Source organism: Mucilaginibacter sp. MD40, assembly GCF_002288635.1.
Taxonomy (GTDB): domain Bacteria; phylum Bacteroidota; class Bacteroidia; order Sphingobacteriales; family Sphingobacteriaceae; genus Mucilaginibacter.
The window spans coordinates 1,172,791-1,186,165 of record NZ_NRSW01000001.1 but is presented as its reverse complement, the minus strand read 5'-3'; the positions used below and the strand labels follow the sequence as shown (position 1 = coordinate 1,186,165).

The following is a 13,375-nucleotide window of genomic DNA, read 5'->3' as shown; positions in this document are numbered from 1 at the left end:
GAATATGCAAATGACTTTAAAAAGCAATCTCAGATACAAACTGCAGGCTAATCTACCATTTGCATATCTGCACATCTAAAAATATCGCATATTTGAAGCATGATTCTCGTTACCGGCGCAACAGGTTTTTTAGGTGCAGAACTGGCAAAAGAGCTGGTGCTGCGTGGCAATAGCATCCGTTGCAGCAAGAGGACCTCATCTGCCATTCCCGCTATCTTGCAGCCCTTTGGTGATAGGATTGAATGGGTAACTGCCGATCTTCTGGATGCGGACGCGATGGAAGAAGCCTTAACCGGGGTAACAAAAGTGTACAATTGCGCCGCGTTTGTTTCCTTACGGCAAGCTGATAAGGAGGCCATGATCCATACCAACATCATCGGAACGGCCAACCTGGTTAACCTTTGCAACCTGTACAACATCCGGATGGTACATACCAGCTCGGTAGCGGCTGTTGGCGAGGCGCCGGAGGGTGAGAAGATCAGCGAGAAACACCATCTCGACCCCACTACCGAAACCGATGGTTACGCGCTATCTAAACTGGAAAGCGAAATGGAAGTTTGGCGAGGCATAGCCGAAGGGTTGGATGCCGTTATTGTAAACCCTACCATTATTATTGGTGCCAGCGCCGGCAAAGAAGGCAGCGGTCAGATATTCGAAACCGTACATAATGGTCTAAAATATTATACCGAAGGCACCATGGGCTTTGTGGATGTAGGTGATGTAGCCAAATGCATGATCGCGTTAATGGAAAGCGATATTACCGCCGAACGGTTTATCATTAACGGAGAAAACCGTGCCTACAAACAACTTTTTACAGAAATTGCCGAATGTATGGCTGTTAAGGCGCCAGTGAAACTTGCCCGCCCCTGGATGATGGAGGTTGCCTGGCGTGCCGCGGCACTTTGGGGAGCGGTTACCGGCAGCAGCCCGGCCATAGATAAAGTTAGCGCCAGGGCGGCATCTGTAACGCGTGAGTTCGACAACAGTAAGATCAGGAAGTCCGTTAACCATCAGTTCAGGCCCATCAGCGCAACCATACAGGAAATTTGTAAAAGCTACCGCTAAGCTTCTCCCTTACAATCTTTTTACGCTGAATTAGGTGATTGATTGGGTTACATCACGCCCGATAAAGCCATTTAATTAGAATTTCATACCTTTATAAAAGCCGCAAAACACTAATTTTGCAGCCCGCATTTTTTAGCCACGCATGATCACCAAGCCAACTATCGACCGCATAATGGAAGCCACAGATATTGTGGAGGTGATAGGCGAGTTTGTACAGCTAAAAAAACGCGGCGCCAATTTTATAGGACTATCTCCTTTCGTAAACGAGAAAACACCATCGTTCACGGTATCTCCGGCCAAGGGTATTTTTAAAGACTTTTCATCCGGAAAAGGCGGCAGTGCCGTAACATTTTTAATGGAGCTGGAAAAGTTCACCTACCCTGAGGCTTTAAAATGGCTGGCTAAAAAGTATAGCATTGAGGTAGAGGAAACGGTTGAACACAAAGAGAACCGCGAAGAAGATAACCGGCGCGAGAGTTTAATAATCGTATCGGGCTACGCGGCTAAATTTTTCCATGAAAGCTTGCTGGAAACAGATGAAGGCAAAAGCATTGGCCTAAGTTATTTCAAGGAACGTGGCTTTAGCGCCGATACCATTAAAAAATTTGAGTTAGGCTACTCGCCCGACCAATGGGAGGCCTTTACCGGGCAGGCCCTTAAAGATGGTTACCAGGAAGAGTTTCTGGTGAACAGCGGCTTATCCGTAAAGCGCGACAATGGCTCGCTGTACGACCGCTACCGGGGTCGAGTCATGTTCCCCATCCATAGCTTCACCGGCAGGGTGATCGCCTTTGGCGGGCGTACACTTAAGAAGGATAAGAACGTACCTAAATACGTCAACTCGCCGGAGTCGGAGATCTATCACAAATCAAACGTACTTTACGGGCTGTACTTTGCCAAACGCGCCATTCGCGAGGAGGATAACTGCTACCTGGTAGAGGGTTACGCGGATGTGATATCGGTACACCAGGCCGGCATAGAGAACGTAGTGGCTTCATCGGGCACATCGCTCACCGTTGAACAGATACGCCTGATTGGCCGCTTAACCAAAAATATTACTATTTTATACGATGGCGACGCGGCGGGCATTAAAGCATCACTGCGCGGGCTGGATATGATACTGGAAGAAGGCCTCAACGTAAAAGTGGTGCTCTTCCCTGACGGGCACGACCCCGATTCGTTTGTACAAACTTTTGGTACCAGCGTATTTAAAAAGCACATAGAGGATAACAAAAAGGATTTTATCCTTTATAAAACGGATATCCTGCTAAAAGATGCCGGAAACGACCCTATAAAAAAGGCAGAAGTTATTAGGGAGATCGTGGAAAGCATTTCCAAAATACCGGACTCTATAAAGGCATCGGTTTTTATTAAAGAGTGCAGCAACCAGTTACAGATAGATGAACGTGCCCTGTTATCTGAGCTGAACAAAATGCGCCAGGCAAAGGCTAAGAAAGATGGCGACAAAAACTTTCGCACCGAGCCTGCCGCGCCCGATGAACCGCAGTTTTTTGATGAACCGCAGGAAAAAGTGGTCAGGGAGTCGGACGCCCAGGAAAAAGAAATTGTTCGCCTGCTTCTCCTGTACGGTAATAAGATGATTGACTGGGATGGCATCGCCAACACCTACATAGGGCCTTTTATGATTGCCGAACTGAGCGACGTGGAGTTTGACCAGCCTGTTTGTAAGCAATTTATAGAAATATACTGCCAGGAACTGGAAAATGGTGTTTTGCCCGAGGACCAGCATTTTATCCATTACCCCGATAAAGGCATTGTTGATTTAACCGTTACCTTATTGGCCACTAAATATGCGTTAAGCGAAAACTGGTACGAGATGCACAAAATTATGGTGCCCGATGAACAAGCCAACATGAAGGCCACCATATTGGGAGCCATTTTCCATTTGAAAAAGCAAAAAGTGGGCAAGATACTCGAGAATCTGCGTAAGCAACTGCAAACTACTACCGAAGCCGCCGACCAGGAGATACTGCTGAACCAATATATGCACATGAAAAAGGTGGAAAAGCATATATCCGATTACTTAGGATCCGTTATCCTCAAATAATGGCTACCCATAACGATCTCGGTAAACAAGGCGAAGCGCTGGCTAAAGCGTTTTTAGAAGCCGCCGGTTACGAGATACTGGACGAAAACTGGGTATTCGGAAAAGCCGAGATAGATCTGATTGCTTATCACGACAAGGTAATTATATTTACCGAGGTAAAAACGCGCAGCGGTACCGGCTTTGGCCTGCCCGAAGATTTTGTTGACAACCGCAAGCAACGCCTGATGGCACAGGCAGCCGACGAATACATTTATTTAATGAACCATACCGGCGAAGTTCGGTTTGATATAATATCTGTGCTTTTTAACCGTAATAATACGCATACCATAAAACATATAGAAGATGCCTTTTGGCCCACTGCCACCTGATACCATGAAAAAAAAATTAGTTCTTTTATCAGCCTTTGCTTTGTTATTTGCCTGGGGCTGCCACGGCGATAAAGATAACCAGCAGGATTTTACCATTACACCCGATGCAGGCACCACCTACAAAACAGGAGATGCCGTTGCCATTAAATTGGCCTTCCCCAAGGATGCCAAGGTTGATTCGGTGGTTTACATGCTTGATTCGACACGGATAGCTTCGAAAAAGGATTCATCAGCCATCAGCCTGAAAACAGATAGCCTGCCCCTTGGCGCAAGAATGATCACCGCGCATGTTTACCAGGCAGGTAAGATACAGGATGTTACTACCAACATTGTGCTGCTGCCTGCCAAGGCCCCTGAAGAACTAAGCTTCAAAGTACAAAAAGTATTCCCGCATGATATCAGCCTGTATACGGAAGGCCTTATTTATAACGACAATGGCTTTTACGAAAGCAGCGGCGGTTATTTAGATCCTCCACCGGGTATCCCCGCCGATGGGCAATCTAAACTGGTGCGCACCAACCTGCAAACCGGCAAAATCTTACAACAAAAACTGATCAATCCGAAAGTTTTCGCGGAAGGTATAGCGGTAATTGGCGATAAGATAATGATGCTTACCTGGAAAGATAAAATAGGCTACGTTTTCGACCGCAAGACCTTCGAACTGAAGAACACCTTTAATAACAATGTTGGTGTAGAAGGCTGGGGCGTAACCTATGATGGTAACAAAATCTACATGGATGACAGCACCAACCGCATTTGGTTCCTGAATAAGGATACCTACCAGCAAACCGGTTACATTGACGTGTATGATGACAAAGGCCCTGTAAACGAAATAAATGAGCTGGAATATATTGATGGCAAGCTGTACGCCAACGTTTACAATACCGATAACATATTGGTAATTGACCCCAAAACAGGGGCGGTGGTGCAGCGTGCAGACATGAGCAGCCTGTATCCGAAAAGCCAGCGTAATACCGAGGCCGATGTACTTAACGGTATCGCTTATGATAAAGCCACCAAACGCATCTTCGTTACCGGCAAAAAATGGAATAAACTATTCCAGGTAAGTTTTAGCAAAAAATAATATTGGCCGGCATTAATACGCCGGTTAATTTATCTGGCTGTACTTGCTTTTATATTCAATTGGCGAAAGGCCGGTTATCTTTTTAAATACCGTACGGAACGCCTTGGTATCGGCGTAGCCAACGCCATACATTACTTCGTTAACGTTTTTACGGCTGCTTTCCAGCTGCTTTTTGGCAGCCTCTATTTTAACGCGCTGTATATATTCCAGCGGGCTGTTGTTGGTGGCTTTTTTAAAGCGGCGCTCAAACTGGCGTTTGCCTATGGCGTAACGCATGGCCAGGTCCTCTACGGATATACGGTCGGCAATGTTGGCTTCAATAAACTCCTGTGCTTTTTTTATCGGCTCGTCTTCATGCGCTTTTTGGCCGTTGAACATAATAAACGGCGACTGGCTTTTGCGCTCTATCTCCAAGGCATAAACCTTGGCCGCCATAATGGCCATATCGCGCCCCGCGCATTTCTCAACCAGGTATAATAACAAGTTCCAGTAGGACGTGGCACCCCCGCTGCTGTACAGCCCGTTCTGCTCTGTAACAATGCGATCGTCAACCAACGTCACCTTCGGGAACATCGCCCTGAACTGCGGGGCAGTAAGCCAATGGCTGCTACACTCCTTTCCGTCAAGCAAACCGGTAGCGGCCAGCAAAAAGGCACCGATACAAAGGCTTGCCACCTCGGCACCTTTTTTATGCTGCTCAATTATCCAGGGTACAAATGGCTCGTTGAGCTGCAGCGTAGTTTCTATATCACCCGATATGGCGGGAATAATGATGAGATCAGTATGTTTTACCTCATTGATCAGGGCATCTGTATGAACCGTGAATAACCCGCCATGCAAATGCACTTCTCTTTCCAAACCTATCAGTTGCACCTTAAATGCTGGTGGTTTACCTGCTGCCTGTAAAAAATCGTTTACCCCGGTGAATATGATTCGAGGGTCGGCAATGCTGGCTAAAACCGCCTCATTGATAATGAGTATGGAAACATGTTTCATGGTTGCTGCTAATTATTAGATGCAATATAGCAGGGATAATCAAGCACGTCAAGCTTATGTCGCAAACAACCTCCAAAATGCCGCTTACGCCTCCTGTAATGATACTTGAAGCCGTTAAAACCTGATCTTAAAATGCTCTTTGGCTTGTCCCGGTTTAAAAAACACCAACCCGATCCAGAACAGATCAACCGTTGCGGTAACAGATGGGTGAGCTTTTATCTCAGCCCAAGCCTTTTTCATACCCGGGCTCCAGTAGATGTCATCAAAAATAAGCATGCTGCCTTCATGCACCTTGGGGAGGCACCAGTTAAAATAGCGCACAGTGGCTTCGTATTGGTGATTTCCGTCGATGTAAACAAAGTCCAGCTTTTCGTGGCCGTCCAATATTCCCGGCAGGGTATCGTCAAAATTACCGGTAATTACATTGATATGTTTTACACCTGCTTCTTCAAAAACTTTTTTAGCCACGCCCGCCGTTTGAGGGCAACCTTCAAGGGTGTATATCTTAGCGTTTGGCGCGGCGGCGTTTAAATAAAGAGTGGTGATACCCAGGCAGGTACCCAGCTCTACAATATTATCAGGCTTAACAGAAGCGGTTAAGCGGTATAGCAGCTTGGCAAGGCTCGGCGGTTTAAGGGCGTTAAGGGTAATATCGCTTATCTTTTTTTGCTTGTTATTGTTCACATGCGAGCCCGCGCCCAGATCAGTAACCGTTATAAAACTATCGTTAATGAGCAGTTTATCACGTTCCTGTTCAATTTTATGGTAAGCGGGCTTTTCTGTTTTATCGTAGATCACCTCATCAACCAGTTTATAGATGAATGGTGAATGCAAACCATGACGGTTTTTTGACGTGAGGCGGTGCAACAGAAAATCCTTTGCAAACGTTATATTGAACATAGCTGTAAAAATATCAAAAGGTTTAGTATTTTAGTATAGAGAGATATGATTGATCCTACGGAAGTAAAATCCCTTATCCGCCTTCTCGACGACCCTGATGCAGAGATATACAATCATGTGCATGAAAAGTTGTTTTCATACGGTACGGAAGCGATAGAATATCTGGAAACTGCTTTTACAGAAGCTTTTGACGCCATACAACAGGAGCGTATTGCCAACCTGGTACACGAGATACAATTTACCACGCTAAAAAAAGACCTGGAACTGTGGTACCATGGCGGCTCTTTCGATCTGCTTAGGGGTATTCTTATCATTAACCGTTACCAATACCCCGACCTGGATGAGCAAAAAGTGATCAACCAGATAGAGGCCATTAAAAGGGATATATGGATACAAATGAACAACGAAGGTAGCCCCGTAGAGCAGATAAAGCTTGTTAACCATATCCTGTATAGCATACACGGATTTAGCGGCAATACCACCAATCACCGCGACCCGCAGAACAGCTATATCAGCCAGGTACTGGAAACTAAAAAGGGAAACCAGATATCGCTGGCTATCATCTACTCTATTATTGCACAAAAGCTGGACATACCGGTATATGGCGTAAACCTGCCCCAGCATTTCATATTAGCCTACCTTGATGAAAGTCGCGAAACGGAATTTGATGGTGGAATATTATTCTATATCAATGCATTTAACAAAGGGATGATATTTGGCCGCCGTGATGTGGACATGTTCCTGAAACAGCTTAACCTGCAATACGATAAGCAGTTTTACGAACCCTGCTCCAATACGGATATCATCAAACGCGTAATCCGTAACCTTATCAGCGCGTATGAGCACCTGGGCTCGTCAGACAAGGTAGATGAGTTGAACGAGTTACTCAACATCGTTACTTCGGCGGATGCCGAATAACCGGGTCATGAAATTAATGTTTTAGCCCCACCTTCTCTATTACTTTATCAGCCAGCCGTTATCATCCATCCAGATTTTTGCCCAGTCGAACCATTTAGCCTTGCTTCTTGGGTTATTTAAGCCAAAGCCGTGGCCACCTTTGGGGAACAGATGCATTTCCGCAGGCACTTTGTTTTGCAGTAGCGACTGGTACATCATTAGGGCATTTTCAACCGGTACCACATCGTCGTCTTCGGCATGTACAATAAAGGTGGGTGGCGTGGCCGCGGTTACCTGCTTTTCGTTCGAATAAAGATCGATCTGCTGTTGCGATGGGTTCTTACCGATAAGGTTTTCCCGTGAGCCGGCGTGTGTTTTTTCGCTGAAAGTGATCACCGGGTAAATAAGCATCATAAAATCGGGGCGCACACTGATATTATCTTTATTGTCGATCACCGGTTTATCAAAGTGTGTCCCTGCTGTTGAGGCCAGGTGCCCGCCAGCCGAAAAACCGATAATGCCAATACGGTTAGGGTTAATATTCCATTTGGCCGCGTTTTGCCTTATTATTTGAATGGCACGCTGCGCATCCTGCAAAGGGGCTATGCTCTTATCCGTCATGATGCTATCACTGGGCAAGCGGTATTTTAACACAAAAGCGGTTACCCCTATTTTATTAAACGCCTGCGCTATAGCCACACCCTCATGCGCCGATGCCAGGCCCGCGTAACCACCACCGGGGCAAACCACTACGGCAGTGCCATTTGCTGTGCCCTTAGCAGGCCAGTAAGGCGTAATCGTGGGTACGCTTACCTTAGTGATCCAGGCGGTTTCGTTGGTGTTTTCCACATAAGTAGCCGGTGTCGGCTTTGCGTTGGGTACACCATTAGGATATAAAGGCATTGGCGACTGTTGGGCAAACGCTGTCACTGAGGCACCAGCCAGCATTAGCGCGATTAACAATGTTTTCATATAGTAGTAATTGGTATGAGCAAGTTACAAATAATTGCTGCTAAATAAAGCGCTCAGGGGTTTGATGAATTTTTAGACGAATGGCGGCGGATTACGCATTTATCATTGCGAGAAGTTTAGCGACGTGGCAATTTCAGAAGCACTAACCTGCTTATAAGATTGCCCCGTTATCGCTCGCAATAACAAATTCTATTATTCAATCACATCATCCCCCTCCGCAACTTCTAACAATCCCTCCGGTTGTTTAAAATTGCTTTTTACAAAGTGGCACCAATCACATTCTTTTTTACCGCAGCCGGTGCTGAACTCATGGTTCATGATCTTTTGATAGGTCGAAGTGATCTGGCTGGTCACTTCTTCTATATCCTCCGGCGTTATCACCACCTTGGCTTTGTAATATTCATTGTCCTTCTCGGGTTCTACAAAATCAAAGATGGTATCCACCACTTCCCAATCGTTCGTGCGGTCGTTATCCACCAGTATTTTGTAGAAAACCGCCTGGCGCCAGTAGTCGCCGCCGTTTGGCTGCTCGTTGGTTGGGCGCTCCAGTTTGGGTTTGGCGTTGCGCACGCGGCCGGTCTTGTAGTCCACAACAGTTACCTGTTTGCCGTTAAATTCTATCTTATCCAGGTTACCTTTTATCGGCACGCCTTGTACCTCAATATTTTTGATGCTGTGCTCGGTGCGGGTTACCTTATTCCAGGTGAGTACATTTTGTTCGTAGTACGGCGGCAATATCTTTTCGCCATAGGCTACACGTAGTTTAAAGTCTTCTTTCGTGAACGAGTCGCGGTTGCGGTACATGTACCAACGGAACTCCTTCATAAATTCCTCGGTAGGCATAAACTCATCACCGAAATCTTTCCGTCTGCGAAAAGCTTTATTAAGCGCCCAGTGCACTGCCTGCCCAAAAGTAGCCGACGGACTTTTACCCGAAGGTACACGTATCAAACACTGGAAATAAAATCTCAGCGGGCAATCCAGGTAGTTGTTGAGGTGAGTTACCGATAGCGTATAATTTTGCAGAAGCTGATTGATGTAGTTTCTGTCCAGCAGTTCCACAACCGGCTTATCAGCCTCGTTAAATTGCGTAGCGATGAATTCTATCATATCATCACTGCTTACCTTAGGATAGCTCACCTGCAAATGGGTATCGGCCAATATCTCCCCAATAAACTGCGATGGCTCCTGGTCTTTACCGTTCTTATCTTTAGCAGCATAAGATGCATTTAGGCATTGCTTGGCACGTGTAAGCGCCACATAAAACAACCTGCGCGATTCTTCTTTCAGCGCAATATCTTCCGATGCCGCCTGTGTTAAAGTATCCGGGTAGCTGAACCCACTGTTGCGCCCTTTGGCATCCCATGTTTTTTTATCACAACCGATAAAGAATACGTGCTCAAACTCTAACCCTTTTGAACCGTGCGCGGTAAGGAAATTGATGCCATTCTCCGAGAAGATCACCTTGTTCAGCTCCATGCGGATGCCGTTCTTACGCATCAGATCGATGGTGTTGATCAGATCGGATAATTTGATCTCCGGATTCTTGCGGCTCTCGTCCTTTAAAAAATCAAAGAAACTGGTGAGCACCTGCATGTAAGTACCCTTGTCCTGCTGCTGCATGATGTATTTAAGGATACCCATCTTAGCAATTACCGACTGGAACAACTGCTGTAGGGTAATACTTACGGCACCTGTCAGCAACTCATCAATATCGTTGATCAGGAACTTCATGTTGGTTCCTACCGGCTTACTGAACAAGTCGGTTTGCGCGGGTACTTTTATCTCATGAATATAGCGGCGAAGCGAGGTTTTTGGCTGGTTGTTACTTGCCGTAGCGAAGTTCTCTTTTGATACCGCGATGCTGGCCTTGGCTATTTCAATTGGTGGTATTTCGAAGAAGTCGTAATGTAATATCTCAAACAACAGTTCATCACCACTGTAAGGCGAATCCAGCTCCATGGCCAGGTAACGTAGAATGTTGATGATCTTTTCGCCGAAAGGCATGGTGAGCACATCTATCTTGCGTTTGGTGTTAACGGCTATGTTTTGTGTTTCCAGGAAGTGCAGCAGGTCGTCCACCTGGCTGTGGTTGCGGTAGATCACCGCTATTTCGCCCGGTGGCGTGCCTTGTGCCACCAAGCGTTTTATCTGCATAGCCACATCAACCAGTTCCTGGTTAGGGTTCTCGTATTCTTTTATGGATGGCACAACCACATCGCTGCTAAAACGCGGGTGCGAAGCCTGCAGATTTTTATCCAGGTTTAGCTGGGCAGTCAGGCGTTCGCGGTTATTGTTAATGAGCGCGCGCGAAATATCCAATATGTGTTGGTTTGAGCGATAGTTATGTTTGAGCACAACCGTGTAAAGCGTATCCACATAGTCGCCGGCAAAATCCAGGATGTTCTTCATGTTCGCCCCCTGGAACTTGAAGATCGATTGATCATCATCGCCCACCACAAATACGTTTGGCGTATCCCAATAATTAAGCAAGAACCGGAGCAACTCGTTTTGCGAACCGCTGGTATCCTGGAACTCATCTACCAGAATATATTGGTAACGCTCCTGGTAACGGCGCAAGATCTCGTCGTTCTCACGGAAAGCCTTCAGCACCCACATGATCATGTCGTCATAATCATAGCGGCCGCGACTTTTCATCTTGGCATCGTAGTTTTTGTACTCGCTAACAGCCGCCAGTAGCTTCTGCATGGTTTCCGTTACCTTGTCAATATCCTTCTGCTTCGGATCGCCTATTTTGATGCCCGCTTTTGGATTAGCCCGTTTGTAAATAAACTCGTCGCGATTTGGCAGATCGGCCAGGTAATCTTGTACCGCTTTCACCACAAACTCCTCCGACCAGTTCTCGGTCTTCATGGTAGAGAACAGCTTTTTAAGCCTTGGGGCGTCAAAGTAAATATCGCCGGTAAAGCGTTTTAGTAAATGATCGTTTCCAAATTCATCTACTAATTCGCGAAACAACATCGCCGATTCCAGATCAGAAAGGGCCTCAAGGTTTAACTTGCCGAAATACTCCAGGTTCTCCTGGATGATCTCGTTACAAAAAGCGTGGAAGGTGTAAATGTTAATTCGATAGGCATCGGGCCCGATGAATTCAAATAAGCGCTTACGCATGGCAACCGCGCCTGCATCGGTATAGGTAAGACACAATATCTCGTTAGGCTGGGCATCGGTATCGGTCAAAATCTTACCGATACGCGCGGCCAGTATCTGTGTTTTACCCGTACCCGGTCCGGCAACCACCAGCACGGGGCCATCCATTTTATTTACAGCGGCTAACTGTTCGGGATTTAAACCCGCCAGCGCTGCATTAAACTTCTCGTTATATTTATTGAGTGGAGATTGCATAGTTTTAGTAAATATAAGTTGCAGCAACGCTGCCGCAATGGCTTCTTAGCCTAAATATTTTGCCGCGCCATCGGCGCAGTTAACGCCGTCGATTGCTGCTGAAATAATACCACCTGCGTAGCCCGCACCCTCACCGCAAGGGAATAAACCGGCTACCTGCGGGTGTTGATAGGTTTCCCTATCACGAGGGATTTTTACAGGCGATGAAGTGCGCGACTCCACACCGACCAAAATAGCCTCATTGGTATAGTAGCCTTTCATCTTGCGCCCGAAGGCAGGCAGGGCCTTGCGCAGGCGCTCGCCAATCCAACTGGGTAAAACTTCCTTTAATTCGATGCTTTTGCAGCCGGGCAGGTAAGAGTTATCAGGCAGGTCGCGCGAAAGTCGGCCCTCCACATAATCAACCATGCGCTGCGCCGGTGCAACCAGGTTGCCACCGCCTGCTTTAAAGGCTACGCGCTCCACTTCCTGCTGAAAGTTTAGCATGCGAAACGGGTCGTTCATGTCGCCTTTAATATCTTCCATGTTGATCTGCACCACCGTACCGCTGTTTGCATACGGGTTGTTCCGTTTAGACGGGCTCCAACCGTTCACTACTATCTCATCTACATCCGTAGCACAAGGGGCAATAATACCGCCCGGACACATACAGAATGAGAACACTCCTCGTGCATCAACCTGTTCGACTAAACTATAATAGGAAGGTGGCAGGTCGGGCCCGCGGAATTCACAGTGGTATTGCGCCCTGTCAATAATTTCCTGCGGATGCTCAATACGCACACCCAAGGCAAAAGGCTTGGCTTCTATCAAAATACCCTGGCGGTGCAGCATCTCAAATACATCACGCGCCGAATGGCCGGTTGCCAGTATCACGGCATCAGCCAAAAGCTTTTCACCGTTAGCTAATTGCACACCCTTTATCTTACCAAATTCAACTATAAGCGAAGTTACCTTTGCATCAAATATCACCTCGCCGCCGGCATTCTGTATGCTTTCGCGCATAGCGGTGATGATCTGCGGCAGCTTATTGGTGCCTATGTGCGGACGGGCATCAACTAAAATATCTTCGGTAGCGCCGTGGTCCACAAAGGTTTCCAGCACGCCCTTTACATCGCCGCGTTTGGTTGAGCGCGTGTAAAGCTTACCATCTGAATAAGTACCTGCACCACCCTCGCCGAAGCAATAGTTCGATTCCGGGTTAACCAAGCCCTGTTTATTGATATTAGCCAGATCGCGGCGGCGTTGCTTAACATCTTTACCGCGCTCCAGTACAATTGGCTTCAGTCCTTTATCGATACATTGCAAAGCAGCAAACAATCCGGCCGGACCAGCACCTACGATGATCACCCGTTTGGCATCATTAACGTTCTGATATTGGTGGTTATAATGCTCAACTTTAAAAGGCTCATCCACAAAAACCTGTACCTGCACACGGTACACTACCTTGCGGCCGCGCGCATCAATAGAGCGTTTAACTACTTTAACACCGGTAATACGTTTTTGGGGGACATTGATAGCTGCGGATGCCAGTGTTTTTAAAACGTTCTCGTCATCCTGCTGCCCGGGCGGGCATACAATTTCTGCTTCCTTTATCATAATAATTGCCGGGTTTTTATCCCGGATAATACAAAGATAAGGAAAAAGGCTTACCCAACGCTC

Annotated in this window: 10 protein-coding genes; 5 read left to right on the top strand and 5 right to left on the bottom strand. The window is 46.8% G+C overall.

Translation table 11 applies throughout. The annotated features are described in order from the left end of the window. Window positions 1-99 precede the first annotated feature (99 nt). The 4 genes from CKK33_RS05355 (at window position 100) to CKK33_RS05340 (ending at window position 4,585) form a co-directional block, all read left to right on the top strand. Window positions 100-1,065: an NAD-dependent epimerase/dehydratase family protein gene (locus CKK33_RS05355; RefSeq protein ID WP_095703115.1), complete on the top strand. Its 966-nt coding sequence runs from the start codon at window positions 100-102 to the stop codon at window positions 1,063-1,065. Between the two features lie 142 nt (window positions 1,066-1,207). Beyond that, window positions 1,208-3,133, top strand: coding sequence for a DNA primase (gene dnaG, locus CKK33_RS05350; protein WP_095703114.1), 1,926 nt, complete (start codon window positions 1,208-1,210; stop codon window positions 3,131-3,133). Next, window positions 3,133-3,501 carry a YraN family protein gene (locus CKK33_RS05345; protein WP_095703113.1) on the top strand — a complete coding sequence of 123 codons (369 nt, stop codon included), beginning with the start codon at window positions 3,133-3,135 and terminating at the stop codon, window positions 3,499-3,501. The genes dnaG and CKK33_RS05345 overlap by 1 nt, the downstream gene beginning before the upstream one ends. 4 nt (window positions 3,502-3,505) lie before the next feature. Next, window positions 3,506-4,585: a glutaminyl-peptide cyclotransferase gene (locus CKK33_RS05340; protein ID WP_158223396.1), complete on the top strand. Its 1,080-nt coding sequence runs from the start codon at window positions 3,506-3,508 to the stop codon at window positions 4,583-4,585. 24 nt (window positions 4,586-4,609) lie between these two features. On the opposite strand, the gene CKK33_RS05335 is transcribed toward CKK33_RS05340, so the two are convergent. Together CKK33_RS05335 and CKK33_RS05330 are read right to left on the bottom strand one after the other, a co-directional pair. Continuing rightward, window positions 4,610-5,581: a GlxA family transcriptional regulator gene (locus tag CKK33_RS05335; protein ID WP_095703111.1), complete on the bottom strand. Its 972-nt coding sequence runs from the start codon at window positions 5,579-5,581 to the stop codon at window positions 4,610-4,612. A gap of 114 nt (window positions 5,582-5,695) precedes the next feature. Then, window positions 5,696-6,481 carry an O-methyltransferase gene (locus CKK33_RS05330; RefSeq protein ID WP_095703110.1) on the bottom strand — a complete coding sequence of 262 codons (786 nt, stop codon included), beginning with the start codon at window positions 6,479-6,481 and terminating at the stop codon, window positions 5,696-5,698. 45 nt (window positions 6,482-6,526) lie between these two features. Here CKK33_RS05330 and CKK33_RS05325 point away from each other — a divergent pair, with 45 nt between their 5' ends. Then, entirely contained in the window at window positions 6,527-7,399 is an 873-nt protein-coding gene (locus CKK33_RS05325; RefSeq protein ID WP_095703109.1) for a transglutaminase-like domain-containing protein, read from the top strand. 39 nt (window positions 7,400-7,438) lie between these two features. Here the strand turns inward: CKK33_RS05325 and CKK33_RS05320 are convergent, their stop codons facing one another. The 3 genes from CKK33_RS05320 to CKK33_RS05310 all read right to left on the bottom strand — a co-directional run bounded on the left by CKK33_RS05320 (window position 7,439) and on the right by CKK33_RS05310 (window position 13,312). Continuing rightward, on the bottom strand, window positions 7,439-8,350 hold the full coding sequence (locus tag CKK33_RS05320) for an alpha/beta hydrolase (protein WP_095703108.1): 912 nt from the start codon (window positions 8,348-8,350) through the stop codon (window positions 7,439-7,441). Window positions 8,351-8,542: 192 nt separating this feature from the next. Next, window positions 8,543-11,716, bottom strand: a complete 3,174-nt coding sequence (locus CKK33_RS05315) for an ATP-dependent DNA helicase (RefSeq protein ID WP_095703107.1) — start codon at window positions 11,714-11,716, stop codon at window positions 8,543-8,545. A gap of 45 nt (window positions 11,717-11,761) precedes the next feature. Next, window positions 11,762-13,312, bottom strand: coding sequence for an NAD(P)/FAD-dependent oxidoreductase (locus tag CKK33_RS05310; protein WP_095703106.1), 1,551 nt, complete (start codon window positions 13,310-13,312; stop codon window positions 11,762-11,764). Between the last annotated feature and the right edge of the window lie 63 nt (window positions 13,313-13,375).

Bases quoted from the DNA above. Each gene is read 5' to 3' on its own strand.
- CKK33_RS05320 (WP_095703108.1), bottom strand. From the start codon at position 8,350: ATGAAAACATTGTTAATCGCGCTAATGCTGGCTGGTGCCTCAGTGACA.
- CKK33_RS05340 (WP_158223396.1), top strand. From the start codon at position 3,506: ATGAAAAAAAAATTAGTTCTTTTATCAGCCTTTGCTTTGTTATTTGCC.
- CKK33_RS05345 (WP_095703113.1), top strand. From the start codon at position 3,133: ATGGCTACCCATAACGATCTCGGTAAACAAGGCGAAGCGCTGGCTAAA.
- CKK33_RS05335 (WP_095703111.1), bottom strand. From the start codon at position 5,581: ATGAAACATGTTTCCATACTCATTATCAATGAGGCGGTTTTAGCCAGC.
- CKK33_RS05325 (WP_095703109.1), top strand. From the start codon at position 6,527: ATGATTGATCCTACGGAAGTAAAATCCCTTATCCGCCTTCTCGACGAC.
- CKK33_RS05310 (WP_095703106.1), bottom strand. From the start codon at position 13,312: ATGATAAAGGAAGCAGAAATTGTATGCCCGCCCGGGCAGCAGGATGAC.
- dnaG (WP_095703114.1), top strand. From the start codon at position 1,208: ATGATCACCAAGCCAACTATCGACCGCATAATGGAAGCCACAGATATT.
- CKK33_RS05330 (WP_095703110.1), bottom strand. From the start codon at position 6,481: ATGTTCAATATAACGTTTGCAAAGGATTTTCTGTTGCACCGCCTCACG.
- CKK33_RS05355 (WP_095703115.1), top strand. From the start codon at position 100: ATGATTCTCGTTACCGGCGCAACAGGTTTTTTAGGTGCAGAACTGGCA.
- CKK33_RS05315 (WP_095703107.1), bottom strand. From the start codon at position 11,716: ATGCAATCTCCACTCAATAAATATAACGAGAAGTTTAATGCAGCGCTG.